The organism is Vreelandella sp. V005, from assembly GCF_052645115.1.
The window spans coordinates 735,305-757,170 of the sequence record NZ_JBQXYA010000001.1 but is presented as its reverse complement, the minus strand read 5'-3'; the positions used below and the strand labels follow the sequence as shown (position 1 = coordinate 757,170).

Annotated in this window: 23 protein-coding genes and 1 pseudogene; 10 read left to right on the top strand and 14 right to left on the bottom strand. The window is 54.1% G+C overall.

Going from position 1 to position 21,866, the window contains the following annotated elements; translation table 11 throughout:
- The first annotated feature begins 1 nt into the window (after nt 1).
- Nucleotides 2–1,729, top strand: a complete 1,728-nt coding sequence (locus ACUN8H_RS03470; RefSeq protein WP_445530769.1) for a hypothetical protein — start codon at nt 2–4, stop codon at nt 1,727–1,729.
- Between the two features lie 18 nt (nt 1,730–1,747).
- Nucleotides 1,748–2,605, top strand: a complete 858-nt coding sequence (locus tag ACUN8H_RS03465) for a hypothetical protein (RefSeq protein WP_445530768.1) — start codon at nt 1,748–1,750, stop codon at nt 2,603–2,605.
- 200 nt (nt 2,606–2,805) lie between these two features.
- Here the strand turns inward: ACUN8H_RS03465 and ACUN8H_RS03460 are convergent, their stop codons facing one another.
- A complete protein-coding gene (locus ACUN8H_RS03460) occupies nt 2,806–3,096 on the bottom strand; it encodes a hypothetical protein (RefSeq protein ID WP_445531085.1) in 291 nt (96 codons plus the stop codon).
- Between ACUN8H_RS03460 and ACUN8H_RS03455 the strand changes: the two genes are divergently transcribed.
- The 4 genes from ACUN8H_RS03455 (at nt 3,026) to ACUN8H_RS03440 (ending at nt 6,448) form a co-directional block, all read left to right on the top strand.
- Entirely contained in the window at nt 3,026–3,172 is a 147-nt protein-coding gene (locus tag ACUN8H_RS03455) for a DUF4357 domain-containing protein (protein WP_445531074.1), read from the top strand. The two genes, ACUN8H_RS03460 and ACUN8H_RS03455, sit on opposite strands and share 71 nt — an antisense overlap.
- A 148-nt stretch (nt 3,173–3,320) precedes the next feature.
- Nucleotides 3,321–4,433, top strand: coding sequence for a Fic family protein (locus tag ACUN8H_RS03450; RefSeq protein WP_445530767.1), 1,113 nt, complete (start codon nt 3,321–3,323; stop codon nt 4,431–4,433).
- A 177-nt stretch (nt 4,434–4,610) separates the two neighbouring features.
- Nucleotides 4,611–5,429: a type IV toxin-antitoxin system AbiEi family antitoxin domain-containing protein gene (locus ACUN8H_RS03445; protein WP_445530766.1), complete on the top strand. Its 819-nt coding sequence runs from the start codon at nt 4,611–4,613 to the stop codon at nt 5,427–5,429.
- 68 nt (nt 5,430–5,497) lie between these two features.
- Nucleotides 5,498–6,448 carry a DUF808 domain-containing protein gene (locus tag ACUN8H_RS03440; RefSeq protein WP_445530765.1) on the top strand — a complete coding sequence of 317 codons (951 nt, stop codon included), beginning with the start codon at nt 5,498–5,500 and terminating at the stop codon, nt 6,446–6,448.
- 91 nt (nt 6,449–6,539) lie between these two features.
- Here ACUN8H_RS03440 and ACUN8H_RS03435 read toward each other — a convergent pair whose 3' ends face one another.
- Nucleotides 6,540–7,712: an MFS transporter gene (locus ACUN8H_RS03435; protein WP_445530764.1), complete on the bottom strand. Its 1,173-nt coding sequence runs from the start codon at nt 7,710–7,712 to the stop codon at nt 6,540–6,542.
- 88 nt (nt 7,713–7,800) lie between these two features.
- Here ACUN8H_RS03435 and ACUN8H_RS03430 point away from each other — a divergent pair, with 88 nt between their 5' ends.
- Nucleotides 7,801–8,301, top strand: a complete 501-nt coding sequence (locus ACUN8H_RS03430; RefSeq protein WP_035563724.1) for an Lrp/AsnC family transcriptional regulator — start codon at nt 7,801–7,803, stop codon at nt 8,299–8,301.
- 89 nt (nt 8,302–8,390) lie between these two features.
- Here the strand turns inward: ACUN8H_RS03430 and ACUN8H_RS03425 are convergent, their stop codons facing one another.
- Complete coding sequence (locus ACUN8H_RS03425) at nt 8,391–9,311, bottom strand: DMT family transporter (protein ID WP_445530763.1); 921 nt, start codon at nt 9,309–9,311, stop codon at nt 8,391–8,393.
- A gap of 93 nt (nt 9,312–9,404) precedes the next feature.
- Here ACUN8H_RS03425 and ACUN8H_RS03420 point away from each other — a divergent pair, with 93 nt between their 5' ends.
- Nucleotides 9,405–10,325: a LysR substrate-binding domain-containing protein gene (locus tag ACUN8H_RS03420; protein ID WP_445530762.1), complete on the top strand. Its 921-nt coding sequence runs from the start codon at nt 9,405–9,407 to the stop codon at nt 10,323–10,325.
- Nucleotides 10,326–10,386: 61 nt separating this feature from the next.
- On the opposite strand, the pseudogene ACUN8H_RS03415 reads toward ACUN8H_RS03420, so the two are convergent.
- A pseudogene (locus ACUN8H_RS03415) lies at nt 10,387–10,611 on the bottom strand (type II toxin-antitoxin system RelE/ParE family toxin); the annotation flags it as partial.
- A 74-nt stretch (nt 10,612–10,685) separates the two neighbouring features.
- Nucleotides 10,686–10,934 (bottom strand): type II toxin-antitoxin system ParD family antitoxin, encoded by a 249-nt coding sequence (locus tag ACUN8H_RS03410; RefSeq protein ID WP_445530761.1) that lies wholly within the window; start codon nt 10,932–10,934, stop codon nt 10,686–10,688.
- 479 nt (nt 10,935–11,413) lie between these two features.
- Between ACUN8H_RS03410 and rhuM the strand changes: the two genes are divergently transcribed.
- Entirely contained in the window at nt 11,414–11,719 is a 306-nt protein-coding gene (gene rhuM, locus ACUN8H_RS03405) for a RhuM family protein (RefSeq protein WP_445530760.1), read from the top strand.
- 185 nt (nt 11,720–11,904) lie between these two features.
- Here the strand turns inward: rhuM and ACUN8H_RS03400 are convergent, their stop codons facing one another.
- From ACUN8H_RS03400 to ACUN8H_RS03380, 5 genes are all read right to left on the bottom strand, one after another.
- Nucleotides 11,905–12,423, bottom strand: a complete 519-nt coding sequence (locus ACUN8H_RS03400; RefSeq protein WP_445530759.1) for a cupin domain-containing protein — start codon at nt 12,421–12,423, stop codon at nt 11,905–11,907.
- 150 nt (nt 12,424–12,573) lie between these two features.
- Complete coding sequence (locus ACUN8H_RS03395) at nt 12,574–13,413, bottom strand: ABC transporter ATP-binding protein (protein ID WP_445530758.1); 840 nt, start codon at nt 13,411–13,413, stop codon at nt 12,574–12,576.
- Nucleotides 13,410–14,453 (bottom strand): FecCD family ABC transporter permease, encoded by a 1,044-nt coding sequence (locus tag ACUN8H_RS03390; protein WP_445530757.1) that lies wholly within the window; start codon nt 14,451–14,453, stop codon nt 13,410–13,412. Before ACUN8H_RS03390 ends, ACUN8H_RS03395 begins: the two co-directional genes overlap by 4 nt.
- Nucleotides 14,450–15,541: a FecCD family ABC transporter permease gene (locus tag ACUN8H_RS03385; protein ID WP_445530756.1), complete on the bottom strand. Its 1,092-nt coding sequence runs from the start codon at nt 15,539–15,541 to the stop codon at nt 14,450–14,452. The genes ACUN8H_RS03390 and ACUN8H_RS03385 overlap by 4 nt, the downstream gene beginning before the upstream one ends.
- Nucleotides 15,498–16,493 carry an iron-siderophore ABC transporter substrate-binding protein gene (locus ACUN8H_RS03380; RefSeq protein ID WP_445530755.1) on the bottom strand — a complete coding sequence of 332 codons (996 nt, stop codon included), beginning with the start codon at nt 16,491–16,493 and terminating at the stop codon, nt 15,498–15,500. Before ACUN8H_RS03380 ends, ACUN8H_RS03385 begins: the two co-directional genes overlap by 44 nt.
- Nucleotides 16,494–16,783: 290 nt before the next feature.
- Here ACUN8H_RS03380 and ACUN8H_RS03375 point away from each other — a divergent pair, with 290 nt between their 5' ends.
- Nucleotides 16,784–18,910 (top strand): TonB-dependent siderophore receptor, encoded by a 2,127-nt coding sequence (locus tag ACUN8H_RS03375; RefSeq protein ID WP_445530754.1) that lies wholly within the window; start codon nt 16,784–16,786, stop codon nt 18,908–18,910.
- A gap of 66 nt (nt 18,911–18,976) precedes the next feature.
- Here the strand turns inward: ACUN8H_RS03375 and ACUN8H_RS03370 are convergent, their stop codons facing one another.
- The 4 genes from ACUN8H_RS03370 to ACUN8H_RS03355 form a co-directional block, all read right to left on the bottom strand.
- Entirely contained in the window at nt 18,977–19,273 is a 297-nt protein-coding gene (locus ACUN8H_RS03370; RefSeq protein ID WP_445530753.1) for a DUF1330 domain-containing protein, read from the bottom strand.
- Between the two features lie 79 nt (nt 19,274–19,352).
- The gene (locus ACUN8H_RS03365; RefSeq protein ID WP_445530752.1) at nt 19,353–19,898 is read right to left on the bottom strand and encodes a hypothetical protein; all 546 of its coding nucleotides are present in this window, start codon (nt 19,896–19,898) and stop codon (nt 19,353–19,355) included.
- 85 nt (nt 19,899–19,983) lie between these two features.
- On the bottom strand, nt 19,984–21,276 hold the full coding sequence (locus ACUN8H_RS03360; protein ID WP_445530751.1) for a PQQ-dependent sugar dehydrogenase: 1,293 nt from the start codon (nt 21,274–21,276) through the stop codon (nt 19,984–19,986).
- The gene (locus ACUN8H_RS03355; RefSeq protein WP_445530750.1) at nt 21,273–21,701 is read right to left on the bottom strand and encodes a DUF2231 domain-containing protein; all 429 of its coding nucleotides are present in this window, start codon (nt 21,699–21,701) and stop codon (nt 21,273–21,275) included. The genes ACUN8H_RS03360 and ACUN8H_RS03355 overlap by 4 nt, the downstream gene beginning before the upstream one ends.
- Nucleotides 21,702–21,866: the final 165 nt, after the last annotated feature.

Below are 21,866 nucleotides of genomic sequence, written 5' to 3'. Positions count from 1 at the left end.
TATGAAAGAAGAATTGACACGTCGAGAAGAGGCCGAGCTTCAACAAGCTTTAGATGAAAGGGCGGACCATATACCTGCTGAGCAGTTGAAAGAAGGTACTGCTCAGGGAGAGTTTTTTAATTCAATACATAAGTCACTGGTAGCTAGAGGAACAAAGCTAATTGTGGGTCCTAGAGGGTGTGGTAAAACACATCTTATGCGCTATACATGGCTGTTGTGTAAAGAAGATGATTCTCTTCCGTTAGCAATCTATGTTACATTTAATCGCTACTATAGACTTGAGCCTTTGTTAAGGGGGCGTGCTAATGCCACAGATCTTTTTCATGTTTGGGTTCTTGCTCGAATAATAAAGTCACTTAAAGAAGTTGTGCCTAGTTATTTTTTGAAGAATATTAGTGATGAAAAGTCTAGATATTTAAATTTTGATGATGATCTTCTTGATGGCTTGATAGGTCGGCTCGAGAGAGGAGTGTCTTTAACTGAAGATGATGATTATGTTGTAAAAAATATTAATATAAATGAATTAATATTGTCGGTCGAGTTAGCTGTTGATCTTTTGGAAAGAAAACGAGCTGTTATATTAATGGATGATGCGGCTTTAACGCTTACCCCTGAGTATTTGACAGAATTTTTTGATGTAGTAAGAGTGTTGAGAACACAAAAAATTTCTCCTAAAGCCTCAGTATATCCCGCTACAGATTATGGTGCCAAGTTTCACGCTGATCATGAAGCAGAGAAAGTTAACGTATGGCTTTCTGTCAATGATCCTAATTATATTGATGTAATGGGCGCGATAGCAAAGCAAAGATTTCCAGTTTTAAATATAAATCAAGATGTTGACGTTTTGTTAAGATATGCTGCTTTTGGAGTTCCGCGAGCTTACCTTACTATGCTTAGAGAGTATGAGCATGGTAAAGGCAGACCTCATCAGTTAGCAAATAGTGTCATTGAATCGCATTACAATTCTAGAAAATACGAATATGAGTCCATGTCAATTAAGGTGCCTAGGTTCGAAACTTTAATAAAGGCTGGTATGCAGGTTTTTGACTCAATGATTCACGATCTAAAAGACTTTAATGCTAAATCTATCGAGAAAGATGAAAAGCAGTTAATGCTAGGTGTTCCAGGTGCAGAGATATCAGCGCAACCATTAGTAGATAGGATGTTTAATCTTCTTATCGAAGCGGGAATGTTGTACGAAAATCCAAGTGTATCGCATGGAGAAGATAGAATTTACCGACGCTATACTCCTCACTTGGCGGCACTAATATCTTTACGTGCTCTCAGTGGAGGAAGCCGGAGCTCTTCAGCAAGCCTAACTTTAAAAACAATAGGCTTAAAATCTGCAAAGCATCCGCTTAGACGAAGTGTTTCTAAGCTTGCTGACCATGAAATTTTGGAGGGCTTACGCATAGACCTTCCTCCATGTAGAGTGTGCGATACCCCAAGGTTAACAGACCAACAGAAGTTTTGTCATAACTGTGGTAGTCAATTGCTAGATGACTCAACATTTACTAAGTGCATGTCTTTGCCCCTTAATAGTGTACCTGGCTTAACTACTTGGCAAAAAGAAAAAGTGTCAAAGCTTGAAAGAGTCCAAACCATTGGAGATTTATTAGCTATACGCGATCCTGGAACTGAATTGCGCAAAATTCACAGGGTTGGAACTGTGCGTGCAAGTAAAATGATAGAGCTTGTTACAAGTTTTGTTGATGATTTTTTATCTTGATTACAGGGTTGTCTTTTTATGGCTACAGCACAAAATCTATTTCGCTCTATTACAGTAGTTCAGACATCTCTGCAGACAGTTGAAACTACTGCTATGTTTGATGCAACTCATGTTGACCAAGATATGAGCCCAGTCGATCAATTTATAGATAATACTAATAAAATAAATACTATTTATTTGCCTTTGAATTCTTTAAGTCGAGAAATGGGTACGTTGGTTCTGCTTGGTTATATGTCGGCAGTTGAAAGCTACTTTAGAGCTATTTTTAGGCACTTGGTAAACGTGGACGAATACTCTAGGAAACTAGTTGAGCCTTTAAATGTTACTTATGGAGCTGCGCTTAACCATAAGCCTGAAATATTAGCTGAAGCCCTGCTTGAAGAATATTCTTTTTCCGGTTCTTATAATGTTAAGCAAGCATTAAAGGATTTTGCAGGTATTAAAGGGAATCGTCCTGCTGAAGTTGAAAAAGCTTTTTTAGATTACCAGAAAATATGTGAGATGAGGCATTGTTGTGTGCACAGATTTGGAAAGCTCGGAGCTAAAAATGCTATTAAGCTTGGATTGGATTCTCATAAGGATATATTGGAAAAACCACTTTCTTTGACTATGGATGGTCTGCAAGATGTTTCAGAGGTGATTAGGAATTCCGTTAAAATAATTAATAATTATATGTTTGAGAGTATTTTGTTAAGGACTTTTAAGAATCGTGTAGATGATGGTGTGATACCTTACCAAAATAGTTGGACTTGGGATTTTAGAAGAGACAGGAATCGTTTCTCAAAGTACTATAATATATTTTCAAGCAATCTTGACACTCGCCCCTCGCCACCCTTGAAAGATGTTTATAATAGTTTTAGAGATAGCTGTAAGTAGGTGTTTGTATTTTATTGTTTCTCTATGTTTTTTAATAGCTGAAGTGTTATTTTTTAAGTGTTGATTTTAGTTTCTGTGTTTGCTAAAAGCTATTTATTGCAGGGCATGGATAATTAGGGTTGTCGCAAGCCGTGTTTTGTATTAGAAGGTGGTAAAAATAATCATAAATAAACCAAGTGCTAGAGTAATACTATTGATTTTTAGCCGCTGGATTTAAACCCTGAATTCAGGAACAGAAAGGCTATTCGAGAAGTCATGAACGTTGTGGAATCGGTATCGGCAGAGAAATCGCCGATGGCTTTGTGGTACTTAAAGGCTTTTTGGCTCGTGCTTAAGAAGCGGTGTCTATCCACGACCACATGCGCGAGCAGCGCCAGCTTTCGAAAGAGCGCGGTGCGCTCGCTGCTAGATGGAAAGCTGGTGTTTACCCAAGATTTTCGCTTTTCATCTCTTTCAACAGTAGCAGGGATGTTGGTGGACGGCAGCGCCAACGGTCGGCTCGTCTGGAAGGATGCTAATGGCAAAACTCTGAAAGCCATTCAAGACGTGCGGTTATCTGTTATTTAGCCAATGCGCTTTTCAACTTGTCCAAGTTGAATGTTCGACGCTGCTGAAACTAATCTTTTCCCCTATCAAGTCCTCGGCCTAGCCCGTGAGCCGAATATAAACCATAATCGGCTCATAATATGATCTGAATAGGTGAGGCAAACGGCTCATGTATATCTGGGAACAGCGACATTGGCCGCATTTTGAGTGGAATGAGTTCGTTCTGCGGCCTACGCTGGATGCCGTGCGGTTACTGCAGGGCAGGGTGTTGGGTAAAACTGAGGCTATCCACGGTCAGGCCGATCTGGACGTGGAGATGGACACACTGATCCAGAACGCTATTCGTACCAGCGAAATCGAAGGTGAGCACCTGGACGTTGGCTCTGTGAGGTCTTCCGTTGCTCGCCAGTTGGGTTTAGAGCAAGCCGGTGTCTCCGCCAGAACAACACCAGAATCTGAAGCGCTGGTCGAGCTATTGCTGCAATCCACGCATCAATTGGATGAGCCGCTTTCCCGCGAACAGTTGTGCCTCTGGCAATCCATGCTTTTTGTGCAAGGCCCCGGCGTGCTTGGCAATGTACGTGTAGGCGAGCTGCGTGGCGATCACCCCATGCAAGTGGTGTCGGAGCGGCTTGATCAACCTGTTGTGCATTTTGAGCCACCGCCCCGTGGGCAGCTTGAGGCTGAGCTGGATGCATTTATTACGTGGTTCAACCATCCACCACTGGGGCTTGATGGGCTGGTTCGCGCTGGCATCACCCATCTATGGTTAATTACCTTGCATCCCTTTGATGACGGTAATGGGCGCGTTACCCGCGCGGTGACAGATCGCGCGCTGGCTCAAGTAGAGCGGCAATCCGTTCGCTTCTATTCCTTGAGCGCGGCCATTATGGCGCGCCGCCATGCCTACTACGATCAACTTGAAAACGCCCAGAAAGGCAGCCTCAATATTACGCCGTGGTTGTTGTGGTTTCTGGACACGCTGAAAGAGGCGCTTGAACAGGCGCTGTTAAGAATCGACCGTGTGTTAATGAAAGCCACCTTCTGGCAGCGTCATGCCACCACCGTGCTGAACGAACGGCAAATCAAGGTGCTGAACCGTTTATTGGATACCGCAGGGGAGGAGTTTGCGCAGGGCATCAATGCGCGTAAGTACCAATCGTTGACCAAAGTGAGTAAAGCTACCGCAACGCGGGATTTGGCAGAGCTGCTGGAAAAAGACTGCCTTTCCAAGCTACCCGGCGGTGGGCGCAGTACGCGCTATACGGTTTTACTTGGGTGAACAGTGGATGGCACCTTGTAGTGGAGAATACGCAAGCCGCTATGCCATGGCATGGGAACAAGACACCTGCTGGTAAGGTTTATAAAATTTCTTATAAAGTCACTCTGAGTGACTTTTTTTACTCTTTATTAAACCCAGGTCATTGTGCTGGTTTATAGACAGTGTATTTTAGTCACTATGAGTGATCAAAATGATGGAAAATTAAACCGCCTGTTGGCAGGGCTGAGCGATACCGGCGTGGTTTCCAGCCGGTGGTTAAGAGCGCACGGCTATTACAGCAGCTTGTTGGCCCGTTATGTCGCCAGCGGTTGGCTGGTCTCACCGGCGCGTGGCGTGTACATGCGCAAAGGAGGCTCGCTGCAGTGGGAAGGGGTGGTGCGCACGCTTCAACAGACGGAGGGTTTGTCGCTGCGTGTAGGTGGGCGCTTTGCGTTGGCTTGGCTGGGGCATGAGCACTACCTACGGCTTGGCGAAGCCGCAGTAATCACACTCTATGGATCGGATCGCTTGCCGGGGTGGGTGTGCAATTTGCCGTTAGTGGAGCGGGTCGACTACTGCGGCAAGGGGCCTTTTGACCTGCCAGTTATTCCGCTTACTGATGAGACAACGGATCACGCGTTGCTGGACCAAGGGCTGGAACGGCGTGAAGCGGTGCCGAGCGTGGGGCTTGTATGCTCTACACCGGAGCGGGCCATGCTGGAGTTATGTAATGAGGCGTCTGATGCTGGTGGAGTCTATGAGGTGGATGCATTGATGCAGGGTATGGCCACACTGCGTCCAAAGCGGCTTGAAACGCTGTTGCGCCATTGCCACAGCATCAAGGCTAAGCGTCTTTTTCTCGCGCTGGCCGAACGTCATGGGCACGCTTGGTTTTCGCACCTAACGGTTAATGGTTTAAATCTCGGGCGTGGTAAGCGATCGCTGGTTCCTGGTGGCCGTTTGCATCCCAAGTATCAAATTGTCCTGCCGGGAGATCTTGATGAGCAGTTGGGATAAAAGAGACGCTCCGTTCCAGCCGCTATGTGCTTTACTATCTGCAACTGTTATTCACGGAGGAAACATCCATGGCCATAGGCGGCTTGATAGGATTACTGGATGACATTGCCGCATTGGCTAAGTTGTCCGCAGCCTCACTGGACGATGTGAGTGCCGCCGCTGGGCGTGCGACGGCGAAGGCGGCCGGGGTGGTGGTGGATGATACGGCGGTGACGCCGCAATATTTGCAGGGGGTGGCAGCAGAACGTGAACTGTCGCTTGTGAAGCAGATCGCGCTGGGCTCGATCCGCAACAAGCTGATTTTTATCCTGCCGGTGGCGCTGCTGCTGAATCACTTTTTGCCCGCACTATTGCCGATCATCCTGATGGTGGGCGGCACCTACCTGGCTTTTGAGGGCGCGGAGAAGGTGTGGCACAAGCTCTCCGGCCAGCATGGGGACGACAAGCCCGCGGTAGAGAAGGGGCCGGAAGCCGAGAAAAAGATCGTGAGTGGGGCCGTTCGTACCGACCTGATTCTGTCTGCTGAAATCATGGTGATCGCGCTTTCAACCGTTTCCCATCAAGGGTTCTGGTCGCAGATGATGAGCCTGGTGGTGGTCGCGTTTGTCATCACCATTCTGGTGTATGGCGTGGTGGCACTGTTGATCAGGATGGATGATATCGGCCTGAAGCTCGCCCAGCGGGATAGTTCGGGAGTGCAAGCCCTTGGCCGTGGACTGGTGACGGCCATGCCCAAGGTGCTAAAGACCATCTCAGTCGTGGGCACCGTTGCCATGCTCTGGGTGGGTGGGCATATTCTGATGGTCAATCTGGGGGCCGATGGCACGGGTTGGTTCAACGCGCCCTATGCGTGGGTACACCATATTGAGCAAGGCATTAGCGAGGCAACAGGTGCCTTGGGCGGCGCGCTGGGTTGGAGCTTCAATACACTGTGCTCTGCGGTGATTGGCTTTTTGGTGGGCTCGGTGGTGGTGGGGGCGCTGCACCTACTTCCTATCAAGAAGGCGCATGCCGAGTAGGTGCGCGTCGCTAAGTAAGTATCAGGCATCTAAATGCCCGCCATCAAGGCGGGCATTTTTGTGAGATAGGGTGCAGGTATTTCCCGTGACCTTACTCTGCCAGCGCCGCTGAATATTGCTGACCGGCGCTCGCCCAGGCAATAACGGCCAAGCCTAAAGCGATCAACGAAAGGATGGCGCCCGCCCAGTTTGGAGAGGCCAAACCGAACCCGGCGGCAATCGTTGCGCCACCCACCCATGCGCCGATAGCATTACCCAGGTTGAACATACCGATGTTCACCGACGCTGCCATGGTGGGCGCGCCTGCTTGGCTGGCACGGTCCATTACCAGTTTCTGGATCGGCGAGACTGTGGCGAAGCCAAAGGCGGCCATGAGGAAGACAGAGGCCGAGGCCACAACGCTGTTCCCAACGCCGAGCCAGAAGACGAAAAGTACCGCCGCCTGCGCTGCAAGGGTTACAAACAGCGTTCCGAAAAGTGAACGGTCAGCAAAGCGACCGCCTATCCAGTTACCAACCGCCAGACCCAGCCCGAACAGAACCATCAGTTTTGCCACACCGGTGTCGGAAAACCCTGCCTCTTCGACCATCATCGGGGCGATGTAGGTAATAGAGGTAAAGAAAGCGGCAGGGCCGAAGACGGTAATGCCCATGGCGAGCAGAACCTGGGGGTCTGCGAAAGCACGTAGCTCACTCTTCAAGGCGATGGCCTTGCCCGCTTTGATGGGGGGCACTAGCAGCGCGATGCTGATGACGGTGATAAGGCCGATCCCGGCTATCAACCAGAACACTAGCCGCCAGCTGTAGGCTTGCGCGAGCCAGGTGCCAGCAGGAACGCCGAATAGGTTGGCCATCGTTAGCCCGGAGAACATGAAGGCGATGGCACTTGCTTGACGGTCTTTCGCGACCAGCGAGGCGGCGATGATGGAGCCCATACCGAAGAAAGTGCCGTGGTTGAACGCCGTTAAAATACGGCCCGCCAGCGCGATGGGAAGCGTCGGCGCCACTGCCGTAATCACGTTACCTAGCGTGAAGATGAGAGCGAGGCTAATTAGCATCGTTTTACGTGGCACCTTGGCGCCTAGAATCGTCAGGATGGGCGCACCTACGAACACGCCTAATGCGTAGGTGGTGGCCATTAAACCTGACGTGGGTATATCGACGCCGAAGTCCCTGGCGATCTGGGGAAGGATGCCAGCGACGACGAATTCAGTCAGTCCGATACCGAATGCGCCAATCGCCAACGCGAAAAGTGCTAATGGCATAATAGTGTCTCCGTATATGATATTTTCAATCGAATGTGGTTCGGTTATATTTATTTTATTGAAAATAATATTCGGAGGTAAAACGATAATGGTGCCGTCAGATAAAGAAACAGATGCTATTCGGCAGATAAAGCATCATCCTGCTGAACTTGATTCAATTGACCGAAAAATATTAGGCGCGCTCGCCGAAGATGCGTCGCGTAGCTACGCAGAACTCAGCAAAATCGTGCACCTCTCCGCCCCGGCTGTGCATGACCGTGTAAAAAGGCTTAAGCGTGATGGCGTCATCAAGGGCACCGTCGCCATTCTCGACGGCTGCAAGCTTGGCCGAACCTTACTGACCTTTCTGCTGGTCGATACCAGTAGCTACAGCGCCACACGCAAACTGCTGACCTTTGCCGACAGACCCGAAGTAGAAGAGCTGCACACCGTGGCAGGGGATGGCTGCGTGCTCATTAAAGTGCGTGCGGCGAATACTGAATCTCTCGAGGACTTCCTGATGGAGATTCAGAGCCTTGAAGGGGTCAGGTCTGTCCGCAGCTATATTGCACTTTCCACCTTCCTGGAAAGAGGCCCATCGCCAGATTAGATAGCCTGCTCGATAGCATGATGGAAGGGGGACGGCGAGCCAAAAGGGATGCTCGCGTTTCCTTTTCTTTGTACTGCGAAATATAGGCGTCAGCCCCGCCGCTGCCGTAACACCATCACCCCCGCGATTAAGATCATGCCCATACCCAGCCAGGTCATGGCATCGGGCACTTCGCTGAATAGCAGGTAGCCCCAAAGGCTGGCAAAGATGAGGTAGGCGTAGTCAAAGGTGCCGATTAACGCCGAAGGGGCTACTTGATAGGCCCTTGCCACCCCGGTATTCACAATGATCAGCAGTAGGGCGTAGGCGCCCACGATCAATAACGCTTCGGCGCCTAGCGGTTGCCAACCGGCGAACAGGAAAGGCGCGCATTCAGCGATTGATACTGTGCTGTTGATTGCCACCAGCACGCTGAAGAGGCTGCCTGCTGCCAGGAAGGCTAGATTTAATCCCAGGGTGAGAAGTAAGGGGTGCTCTCTTTGGCAGTGGTGGCGAGTGACCAGCATGGCTAGCGCATAAAAGAGGGCGGCAAGTACGGGTAGCAGTGTGGCAGGTGTGAAGGTATCGCCGCCAGGGCGCAACACCACCACCACGCCCAGGAATCCGCAGAGTATGCCCAGCCACGCCTGGCGTGAAAGATGCTCGCCCGCCCCAAAAGCAGCCAGCACGGCAATAAACAGCGGCGTGGTGTAAATGGCGACCGCCGCCACCGAGAGTGGAATCAGCGGCAGTGCTGCGTAGTAGGCGATCCACATCAGCAACAGAAGCAGGCTTCTTATCGCCACCCAGCGGTGTGATTTTACCTTGGGGCGGGGGCCTGAATGGCCAATGATCAACCCAAAGAGTATCGGCAGCGATAGTGTTGAGGCGATGACATAGAGTTGCCATAGCGACATACTGGCACTCAGATACTTAACCAGAGCGTCGGTCAACGCCAGGAGAAAGACAGCCCCCACTATAAGGCTTATGCCCTGTAGGATATTATCTTGTGGTTCAGCGGTGGCCTTCATTGCAGCATTCCAAGTATGAATTCCGCTCTAGAATGCCGCTGCCTTTAGCAGTGCTTCAAACGACTTCTGCGTCACCATGCATGAGCTCAGATTATGGATAACTTCATTAAGTCTCTTCCACCGCTGGCAACGCTGCGCCCCTTTGAGGCAGCCGCCAGGCTGGAAAGCTTTTCGCGCGCGGCGGATGAGCTCCACCTGACCCAGGCGGCGATCAGCCGACAGATCCGTGCGCTGGAGGAAGACCTTGGCGTGATGCTTTTCGAGCGCCGTCATCGCCGTGTGTTTCTTACCCGTGAAGGGCGTGAGTTTGGCCGCACGGTCTCCCAGGCGCTGGAAAGTATTGCCACTGGGGCTCAGGCGCTGCGCGGCGATCCGGATGATAAACGCGTCGTGTTGTTCTGCCAGTTATGCGAAGCGTTCTATTGGCTGATGCCACAGCTGGCTCACTTCAATCGTCGCTATCCTGAAATCGAGATACAGCTGGCGACGTCGACACGGCCGATTACCGAATTTAGCGGAAGCTTCGACATTGCGCTGCAAACCAACGGACGACCCAGCGGGAGCCATCGATTGGTGTTTACCGCCGAGGACGAGATATTTCCGGTCTGCAGCCCTGCCTACCTGAACGGTGTCTCCATGCCGCTGAGTCTCAATGCGTTACGAAACCAGCGACTACTGCACCATCACGCTGACCCGGCAGATTGGCTGGAGTGGGATGGCTGGTTGCGTGCCATGGGGCACTTTGAACTCTCATCAGCGGAGAGTGCTGTGTTCGATAGTTACCCACTGCTACTGCAAGCGGCTGTCGCGGGGCACGGTATCGCCTTGGGATGGCGGCGCACGACGCAACGCTTAATCGAAAATGGTGAACTGATCCGCCCGGTGGCAGAGAGCTTGCCCCAGCACAATGCCATCGCCCTATACACACGCCAGGGCGCGCCTCAACGCGCAGGCAGCGAAGCGTTACTGGGTTGGCTGCGTGAGGTGTTGGGTGACGAGGTTTGTACGGACTAACAAAGAGCGTATCGACAAGATGTTTACCCGCTGGGCAGGCGCGCCTAATACTTGAAGGTCGTTAATCAGTCAGAAAATAGGAGATGATATCCATTTCTTTGTGTGGAATGCCGATTATCTCAATGTATTCATGGCCAATCAGGTAAAAGATAACGTGCTGGCCCTGAGGGTGGCTGAAATAACCCTCGTTGATATCCGAGCGATGTTTTCCTAGCAGAGGATTTTCTGCGAGCCAGTGAAACCGTTTTTCAAAATCCCTTAGATAGGTATTCCGTTGGTTCTTGCCCCACTGCCATTCCGTTTAGCGGCCGATATCTTTTAAATCGTCCCTCGCTCTCGGTGTAATATGGAACGTGGGCATTACGTTTCTCTATCCAATTCGTTGATTAGTGCATCCATTGGGAAATCGTCCACGAATTCACCGGCGCTAGCTTGCTTGGCACCTTGGGCTAGATGCGTACGTAGCGCCTCAAGTTTGCTTTTGCGTTCCTCCATGGCACGTAAAGCATCACGGACAACCTCACTGGCAGAGCCGTAGCGGCCGCTAGAGACTTCGTTTCTGATAAAGACTTCCCAGTGCTCCCCTAAGCTAAGGCTGGTCGTAGCCATGATTTTCTTCCTGTATTCAAAAGTAACAAATATGAATATAGGTATGGCTGACAAGAAAGACAAGTGGGCAGACAAAGTGATCGCCCTTTCTGGTTTTGGCTGCTGAGGATGGCAGACATTCTCCACGCCATGAAAGAACCTAATACCGATGACTACGGAATGTCTGGAAAGTGTTGTGCTAACGCCTGAACCAACTGCTTTTACGCTTTCTGTTGACGATTAGCCGCCCAAACAAAAGCGCTGGGAGACTGGCCGAGCACCTTGCGAAACATGCTGGAGAAAGCAGCAGGGGTGTCGTCACCGAGTTCCAGCGCGGTTCAGGTCACGGAGCTGCCGGAAAGCAGCCTAGGGATCGCCGCCATTAGGTAGGCCTGCTGGCGCCATACGCGATTGAAGGTGCGCTGACTGCAATACAACTGCCGAGCATTTATAAGAGTGGAGAACTGAATGAAGACAGCACATATGCCATTTAGGAACATATGGCTGAGCATGGGCAGCGATACCGCACCAAACACTACAACCTTGATGTCATTATCTCCGCTGGCTATCGGCTCAGCTCTAAGCGTGCCACCCAGTTTTGTAGATGGGCCACTCAGGTTCTTAAAAACCATTTAATTCAAGGCTATATTATAAACCAGCGCCGCTTAACCGAGCGCGGTATAGCGTTTGAACAGGCGGTGAGTTTGCTCAGCCGAACCCTGACCAATCAAGGCTTGGTTTCAACAGAAGGCGAAGCGGTTGCTCATGTGATTAGCGATTACACTCGTTCTTGGGATCACGCGTAAACTGCACGAAAGATAAGCGCGAAGGCCACTTGGCTTATGAGCCGAATACAAACCGTATTCGGCTCATAAAGTGAGCTAATTAATGGGGTGTGCTAGCGCTTATAGATAACGCTGGGGCAAGGGGTTGTTGAGCTACGCCCAGCGTTATCTAACTCTTTGCACCTAAGAGCAGCGCTTTTCGCCTGTTACGCGCTTTCCCCCCATAGCGTTGCTAGTGACCCGTCTACCGGGGAATCTTCAGGTAAGGCAACGTCAGCCACCCGTTCTTGAGCCGCTTTAAGCTGTGCGGGGTCACCGCGCTCTATCTCTGGCTCTTGGCCGGGTGGGTAGGCGCCGACCATGCAGAAATCTTCGTCTGCTTCGATGCTGGCATGCCCAACCCCCGCTGGCAGCACTAGCACATCGCCCGCTTTAAGCACCGTCTCTTGGCCGTTAGGGCCGCCCAGCCGCGCCCGGGCCTGCCCACGGAAGATCCCTAATGCCTCGTGAGCGGTGGAGTGGAAGTGATCGAAGTCATACAGGTGGTAGCGCCATGCCGGTGGCCAGCCGTGGCGTTTGAACATGGCTTCAAACGACTCGGCTCGTTCTTCTGCACTGCCGGTGTCGAGCACCTGACGGTATATCAGCACCGGCAGTGGTGAATTGGGGTAGCCGGTCGTGTCATCGCTGTCCAAATGGAGCGTTTCTGGTTGTGGTATTTGCACTATGACCTCCTTGTGCTGATGTTAGCGGCTAAGTGAAGAGACACATGGTTTAGCCTAGCAGCGCTTTTTCACTCATGCTGTTTCTATGCACGCTATTGCTTAAAATCACCCACTGACAGGCTACCTATTGCAAATTTGCTTCAGGTGACTTCACATCTGTACCGCTATCTCTGCATCCGAAACGTGATGCCGCTTACTCACTCCATGCCGCCCGAGCGGTATCATCATCGGTTTGCCGGTAACGGGGTCTTCGATGACCCGGCTCTCCAGGCCAAACACGTCGCGCACCATCTGCTCGGTCAGGATTTTCTCCGGCGGGCCTACCGCGTAAACCTCGCCGTTGGCCATGGCGACCAGTTGGTCGGCGTAGCGGGCGGCCAGATTGAGTTCGTGTAGCACCATCACAATGGTGGTGCCGCGCTGCTGGTTGAGGTCGGTGAGAAGGTCGAGCACGTCGACCTGGTGGTTGATATCCAGAAAGGTGGTGGGCTCATCCAGCAGCAGCACTTTGGTTTGTTGGGCCAGCGCCATAGCGATCCACACCCGCTGGCGCTGCCCGCCGGAAAGCTCATCCACGTGGCGCTCGGCCAGCTCACTCATATGGGTGGCGGCCAGGGCGTCGGCAACGGCGGTCTCATCGGCTGCGCTCCAGCGTTTGAATAGCCCCTGGTGCGGGTGGCGGCCGCGGCTGACCAGTTCGAGTACGCTAATGCCTTCCGGGGCGATAGGTGATTGCGGCAGAAACCCAAGCTGCTGCGCCAGGCGGCGGGTGGGTAGCTGGTGTATGGCTTTACCCTGCAGCAGTACGCTGCCTTGCGTGGGCGTCAGCAACCGCGAAAGCACGCGCAAAAGCGTCGATTTCCCGCAGGCGTTGGCGCCTACGATAGCGGTTGTGTGGCCAGCCAGTACGTTGAGATTCACCTCATTGAGAATGGTGCGTTCCCCGTAGCCTGCCACCAGGCCTTGGGCGAGTAGCGAACAAGCGCTCATAGGGTGCCTCGGGTTTTATTGTCGCGAAGTATTAAATAAAGGAGATAGGGGGCGCCCAGCACGCCCGTCACGATGCCGACCGGGTAGCGGGCGGGCAGTAGAAACTGGCCCGCATAATCGCCTAATAGCACCAGCAGAGCCCCCACCAGCGCGGCGGGCACCAGCAGCGAGCCGTTGCGGCCCATCAGGCGCGCTGCAATGGGGCCGGAAAGAAACGCCACAAAGGCCACCGGGCCGGAAACAGCGGTGGCAAACGCCACCAGCGCCACCGCGGTGATGACCACGATCACTCGCGTCACTGCTAAGCGAACCCCCAGCCCGGCGGCAAGGTCGTCACCCATGCGCAGCGTTTCTAGATCGCGTTGGCGGCTTAACAATAGCCCGCCGAACAGCAGTAGGGCGACCAGTAGCGGCAGTGCTTGATCCAATTGCGCGCCGTTCACGCTCCCGGTGAGCCAGCGCAGGGCTTCTTGTAGCGTCCAACTGGGTGCTCGCATCAGCAGGTAGGCGGTCACGCTTTGCAGCATCGCGGCCAGACCAATGCCGATCAGAATCAACCGTCCGCCGGTCACGCCCTGACGCCAGGAGAGCGTGTAGATCAACAGTGCCACGCCCAGCCCGGCAGCAATCGCTACCATTGAAACCGCCGGGCCGCTTAGCGAAAGCACCACGATGGCAAACACGGCACCGGTGCTGGCGCCGGTGCTGATGCCAATGATATCCGGGCTTGCCAGCGGGTTGCGCAGCATGGTTTGAAAGGCGATGCCGCCCAGGCCAAAGCAGGCGCCCACCAGCACTGAAACGACGGCCCTGGGCAGGCGTAGTTCGCGCACGGTGAAACCCGCCCCCGGCACCTCCGCACCGCCCAGTATGCGCAGCACCGTGGTTAGCGGGGTGAAGGACTGCCCCAGCATCAGGGTTAACAACACGCCCGCTAAAAGGCAGGCAAAAAGCACCGCCATGATGCGTAAGCGATGCCTCGCGTTTGCTCGGCGGATGTGCCGGAAGTGGCTGATTGCGTTGAGTGGCGTCTGGCTCATAGCGCGCCTACCTTGCGGTTGCGCACTATCCAGATAAACACCGGCGCGCCAATAAAGGCAGTCACAATGCCCACGTCCAGCTCTGAAGGGTGGGCGATCAGTCGCCCAGCCACGTCTGAAAAGGTTAGCAGCACGGCGCCCCCGAGGGCAGAGAAGGGTAGCAGCCAGCGGTAGTCGCCGCCTGCTAGCAGGCGGCAGGCGTGGGGCACTACCAGCCCTACAAAACCGATCGGGCCACAAACGGCGGTGATCGACCCACACAGCAGCACCGCACCGATGGCTGACATGGCTCGAGCTACCGCTACCTTTTCACCCAGCCCGGCAGCGGTGTCATCACCCAGTGCTAGCATATTGAGCTTGCGCGCGGCGAGCAGGGTGATCACAAACCCTGTGATCAGAAAGGGCAGCATGGGCAGAAGTTGATCGTAGGTCGCGCCGCCCACGCCGCCGACTAACCAGGATTGCGCCAGCCCTCCGATATCGCCACGCGGTAACACCACGGCGGTCGTCAGCGAGCTAAGCGCGGCGGTAATGGCCGCCCCTGCCAGGGCCAGCCTGAGCGGCGTGGCGCCGCCCTGGCCGAGGCTGGCAATGGCGTAAACCGCACAGGCCGCCACACTGGCGCCGGCAATGGCAGTCCATATGTAGCTGGTCGTCTCGTCGATGCCGAACCAGGCAATGCCAATCACCACCGCCAGCGCCGCCCCCGAGTTAACCCCCAGCAGGCCGGGGTCTGCCAGCGGGTTGCGGGTCAGGCCCTGCATTACCCCACCGGAAACGCCCAGTGCCGCCCCCGCGAGAATGGCGAGCAACGTACGCGGCAGGCGGCTGGCCACGGCGGCATCGCCAATGTTTTCTACCTGGCCACTTAGCGCGGCGACGATTTCCGGCCAGCCTACTACACGGGCGCCAAACGCCACAGAGAGCATGGCCGCAAGGCCGAGCAGCACAAGCAGCACCACGCCGCCCGCTAACCGGCGGGTGGCGTGATGTTTGAGGCGAACAGCCGCTGAGCGATTAACATCTGAGCCCAGCGCGACGCCGCTACTCGTGTGACTTGCGTGCGGCTTCTGAGAGTAGGTCTGCATAATCGTCCAGCAACCATGAAATCGACATGGGGGTAGGGTTGGCGGCTGTACCCAGCGGGGTATTACCGAGTGTGACAATGGCCCCATTTTCTACCACCGGCAGCCGGGAAGTGAGCGGGTGGGCGTTGAGCTGCTCGATCAGCGGCTGGCCACCGTAAGTGACGAGAATGTCCACATCATTGAGTTCGTCGATCAACTCAGAACTGATCTCTCCAGCGAATTTGCCGGGAGTGGAGTTCTGTTTGACGACCTCAGGCGAGGCCAGCCCTAGATCGTGGAAAAACCGTACCCGTGCGTCGTTGTCGGTGTAGAACGAAATGCGCCCCAGGTTGGTGGGGTCAAGGTGAGTCACGAACATGGCGGTTTTGCCCGCAAGGTCCGGGTGGTTGGCGGCGGTGTCGGTAATGTGTGCCTCAAGCTGCTCGATGAGTGCTTGGCCTTCCTCGGCCATGCCCATGCCTTGGCTGTTCAGTTGGATCATATCGCGCCATTCGGTCGCCCACGGGCCTTCGGGGTAGGCCACCACTGGGGCAATCTGGCTCAGGGTGGTGTAATCCGCCTGACTCAGCCCCGAGTAGGCGGCCAAAATCACATCCGGCTGGCTAGCGGCCACGGCTTCAAAATCGATTCCGTCGCCTTCATCGAACAGGGCAGGGGGCGTGGCATTCAGGTCTTCAAACCGGGTTTCTACCCAGGGCAATAGCCCGTTGCCGTTGTCGTCGCCAAAGTTGGCAGCGGCAAAGCCGACCGGCACCACGCCAAGCGCCAGCGGCACTTCATGATTGGCCCATGCCACGGTGGCTACCCGTTCGGGCTTTTCGGAAAGTACCGTGGTGCCCAGAGCGTGTTCGATTTCAAGGGGGTAGCGCTGTGCGCTAACGGGCACTGCGCTAAGGCTGCACACAGTGAGAAGCGCTATGCAGGTGGCTGAACGTTGATGGAGCGATGCCATCCCTTCCTCCGAAGGCTTGAGTTTTTGAAATAGCTCTTTGAGATAGCTCTTTGAAACCGCGCTTTGAATAGCGTGCCCCACCGAGAGGGAAGTGCTCAATATCGGTGGGGTTGGCAAGCGGCACAGGCAGGCATGGCATATTGCTAGCATGGCTGTTTTTAAAATAAATGATTATGATTGACATTAGCACTATTGACTCGGTGTTGCTAGCTCCGGATACTCTTGCGGCCTTTCAAAAGAAAACCACAAGGCAAGCAAGGCGGGTTTATTCATTCCAAGGGATCTTCAACATGACTGATAGCAAAGGCACCGTCCGGCTTAACGCAAGCCGCTTGCGGTGGCAACAGACGACGACTGCCCTTCTGTGCGGTTCGACGCTGGTCTCACTTCCCATGCTTGGGAACGCGCAAGAGTCAGGCGAAGCCAGTGACAATAATGAGGGCTATCGCCTCGCGCCCATTATCGTCAATGCCCAGGCCTACGCCGATGATGATGCCAACTCGATAGTGGCCCAGGAGCTTTGGGTAGGCGGTAAGGTAGCCACCAGTATTCTCGATACGCCGGCCTCTGTGTCAGTCATTACCGAACAAGAGATTGAGCAACGCAACGCCTCTACCACTGAAGAAGTGCTGCAATATACGCCAGGTGTCCTCACCGATTATTACGGCACTGATGACCGTAACGACTATTTTAAAATTCGCGGATTTCAGGCGACCACTTACCGTGACGGGCTGACGCTAGGCTCTATGCGCGGTGTGCGTGAAGAGCCTTATGCTTACGAGCGCGTTGAAGTGTTGCGCGGCGCCAACTCGACGCTGTTTGGCCCGGCGGATCCCGGTGGTTCGGTCAACTTCGTGAGCAAGCGGCCACGCTTTGAGCGGTTTGGCGAGGGCTATCTCTCCTACGGTTCATTTGATGCGAAAGAGGCCGGTGTTGATGTGGGTGACACGCTGAACTCTGACGAGACCGTGGCCTACCGGTTTACCGGCACCATCCGGGACAGCGATCGCGAATACGATCACTCCAAAGACAACAATGGTTTCTTGATGGGCGGCCTGACGTGGGAGCCAACGGATGCCACGTCAGCCAGTGTTATTTTCGATTATCTGAAGCGTGACGACACACCCAATAGCGGTGGTTATCCGCTCGACCGTGAGTACGACCGCAGCGAGTTCTTTGGTGAGCCTGGCTTTAATTCTCATGACGTCGAGCGTACCAGCCTCACCGGTCAGCTCACCCATGATTTCAATAACGGCCTGACGCTGCGCGGCAACCTACGCTACAGCGATCTAACCGATGATTTCGGTTACGTCTATATCACTGACTCGGCGGCGCGAGTCGGCAGCGTGGTAGATCGTGATTACTTTGGTACTGACAGCGAAGCCCAGGAATTGATCGGTAATGCTATTCTGCAATACGACGCCCGTTTTGATCAGGTCGATAGCAGCACGCTTGTGGGCGTCGAGTATCGCGATGCTTCAACCGAAGACAGTTCGTTTTACGGGGATGCGACGTCAATCGATATCGCCAATCCTGTCTTTAGCGGTGCGCCGAGTAGCCTGAATATCTATCGCAGCAACAAGCAGGATTACACCACCGAGTCGGTCTTCCTGACCCAGAACCTGTCTTTCTATGATCGATTCATCGTCACCGCGGGCGTGCGCAATGATGGTCTGGATATCTCGAGTACCAACATGGCTGGCGTCACCGAATCTGACGACTACTCGGAAACTTCCGTTCGTGGCGCGCTTACCTATCGCGTCACTGATGAAATTTCCACCTATGTCAGCATGGTGGAGTCGGTTGCACCGCCCACCGTTGGCGTCGAGCCGGAGCGGGGCGAGCAGTATGAAATTGGTGCGAAATACTCGCCCTTTGGTACGAACGCCCTGTTTTCTGCGGCCGTTTATGACCTCACCCGCGATGACGTCACTATCTCGGTTGTCCAAGACAATGGCGTGATCGAACGGGAAACCGTGGGTGAATCCCGCGTGCGAGGCCTTGATTTAGAAGCCAAAGCCGAGCTGACCGATAGCATTAGCGTAGCCGGTGGTTACTCCTATATGGAGTCGGAAGTGGTACGCGACAGCAACGCCGCCAGAGAGGACAAAGAGTTTACCGCAGCGCCCAAACATACGGCGTCGCTATGGGGCTACTATACTTTACCACGCCAGGATATGAGTGTTGGTCTCGGCGCCCGTTACGTTGGCTCCTACTACTTTGATGTTGCTAATACGTCCAAGAGCAGTGCGGCAACGCTTTTTGATGCGGCCTTTAGCTACCAGCTCACCCAAGATGCCGACTTGGCCGTCAACGTTAGCAACTTGCTTGACGAGCAGCACGTGGTCGGTTCAAGCACGGCCGACTACTATAATCCGGGTCGTGAAATCAGCGCGAAGGTAAGCTACCGCTGGTGATGTTATAGCGCCCATCCCGGTAGGCATTACTAAAACCCCCGCTTTGATAGCGGGGGTTTTACGCTTTTACGCTTCTTGAATACCGTCAACGATAAAGGCGCGGTAGTCGGCGCCCTGGAAGCGGTGTTGGCGGGCTTCCTGGTAGGCGGGGCTTTGATACCAGGCGCGGGCGGCGGCCATGTCGGGGAAGCGTAGAATGACAGCACCTTCCATCGCGCTGCCTTCCAGCACTTCAAAATCCCCATAAAAAGCCAGTGGCTGTGGGTCGTGGCCTTCACGGGCGGCTTTTGCCTTCTCGCCGTAGCGCTCCATTTCCTGGGCGTCGTGGGTGTGTTCGCGGGTCAGTACGACATAAGCGGGCATTCGATTCTCCTGTTGTCATCATTAAACAATCCGCTAGAGCATATCACCGCCCCACAGCGTAGCCCTATTAGCAAAGCTGCTATTCCGCTTTACTGGCCATATCGGTAGTTAAAGGTGGCACCGGTTCCGGCGTTGGCCCTATCAATGCGACGGGCTCAAGCTGCTCGTTTGTCAGTGTTGCCAGGGCGATCTCATAACAGTCATCGATATGGCTGTTGCCCATGTATTTCATGGTGGCAAAGCTGATGCCGCCCGCAATGGCGCTGCCCAGGAAGGGCACATATTTCGACGCACTTTTTGCCGAGATCCTGCCAGCCATCTTTTTGAACATCACCGTGATCAATTTGCGGGTGATATATTTACCCGCCATTTTGCTTCCGGTCGTTGAGATGGAGGTCATGACGAACAGCCGGGTTTCTGTATCCAGACTCTCGATCTGTTCCGGCGATAAGCCAAATTGCTCGTTAATCTTCGGGATCAAGCGCAGCAAGATAGCGACGTCTGAACCGATGTTCACGCCGGGAATGGGGATAATGGCGGTACCGGCAGAAAGGCTAGAGCTCTTGGTTACCATTGAGCGGCACGACTGTTTAACGGCTTCGAGCTCTTCCAGTGATCTGATCATATAAATCCCTTTTAAAACAAACGGAAAAGGCGGCAGCCTAAGTGGCTGCCGCCTTCTTCACGCTATTGAATAACGCAGAGCGCGGTTAGTCATTGCCATCATAGGTGACGCGCCACACGGCATTCGTCAGGTCATCGGCGATGATGAGGGCGCCGTCCGGGTCGATGGTGACACCAACGGGGCGGCCGCGTGTGCGGCTGTCGTCAGTCAGAAAGCCGGTAACGAAATCGATCGGTTCGCCATCGGGTTCGCCGTTGCTGAAGGGCACGAACACTACTTTGTAGCCGACCGGGTCATTGCGGTTCCAACTGCCGTGTTCGCCGATAAACACGCCTTCCGCGAATTCATCGCCCATTTCAGGAATGGAAAAGGCGAGCCCTAACGGCGCTACGTGCGAGCCCAAGCCGTAATCGGGCGATATCGCCGATTCCACCTTGCCAGGGTTCTGTGGGCGAACGCGTGGGTCGACATGCTGACCCCAATAGCTGTAAGGCCAGCCATAAAAGCCCCCTTCCTGCACGGTGGTGAGGTAGTCGGGTACCAAGTCGGGGCCCAACTCATCACGCTCGTTGACCACGGCCCATAGCTGGTCCGTGTCGGGCTGAATGGTCAGTGCGGTCGGGTTACGCAGGCCAGTGGCATAAGGCCGGTGCAAGCCGGTTTCGGCATCAATTTCCCATACCTCGGCGCGATTGACCTCGGCGGCCATGCCGCGCTCGGTGATGTTACTGTTGGAGCCAATACCCACGTATAAGAACTCACCATCGGCGCTAGCGGTCATTGCTTTCGTCCAGTGGTGATTGATTTCAGCGGGTAGCTTGGTCAGTTCTTCCGGCGGCCCGCTGGCTTCGGTTTGGCCTTCCTCGTAGTCAAAGCGGACGACCGCATCCTGGTTGGCCACATAGAGGTTGTTATCCACCAATGCCAGCCCGTAGGGGGCGTTGAGGTCTTCGGCAAACACCGACTGTTCGTAATTGCCATCGCCATTTTCATCGCGCAACAGGGTTAAGCGATTGCCACTTTCAACACTGGTGGTGCCCTGGCTTTTGATATACCCAGCAATGAAGTCTTTTGGTTTCAACTTGGGTGCATTGCCGCCACTTCCTTCGGCCACCAAAATATCGCCGTTGGGCAAGACCAGCGTCTGCCGGGGGATCTGAAGATCGGTGGCAATGGCGGTAATCGTGTAGCCATCGGGCACGGTGGGCGTTTGATCGCCCCACTCTGCGGGTTCGGGTACCGTCATGTCGGGGAGAAGCCCGCGCTGAGGTTCGGGCAGTGCGGGGTCAGGCCCATACTGCTGAGCTTGTTGCGCGTTGGCGCCACTGACGAGCAACAGTAACGAAAGAGGCGCGACGTAAAAAGGGGAAAACTTCATGGCTTACCTCCGGCGCCTAAACGAGAAAAACCTACCCATGCCGCCGTGCCTGCCAGCAACGCCACTACGATGGAGAGGGCAAAACCAGCCGGCATCATGGCCCAGACGTCCCGTGCATGTACCAGCGAATTGACAAAGCCAAGCACCCAGGTAAGCAAGAGCAGCGCGGGGTAAACCATATTCACTACGCCCCGGTGCGAAGACCGGAAGAAGCCAATCACCGCGCATAACAAGGCAAAACCCGCGAAAATGAGCCCGCCTACGTTCAGCCAGGAAGCGAAGGTAGCCCATTGAACGTGGTAGCTCGTGGAGTAGGCGTAATCACACAAGGTGGCGCCAAGAAAGAGTGGCACCGTCCCAGCAAGCATTACGGCGTGAAACGGGTTCGGCCCGCTTCGATAAGTACGATCGTCAGTGGCTGTCACGGCAAACTCCTTATGCTGTTCAAGCGGATTAATTCACCTAAGCTGGCGTGACAACGACGTTCAACCAACCCAGGCAACGACATCATGTTCGTTACGGCGCAGTATAGTTGACGATTTGGAACTTGCCCAAAGCGCAGCGGAGGCTTGCACGCCACGTATCGGCCC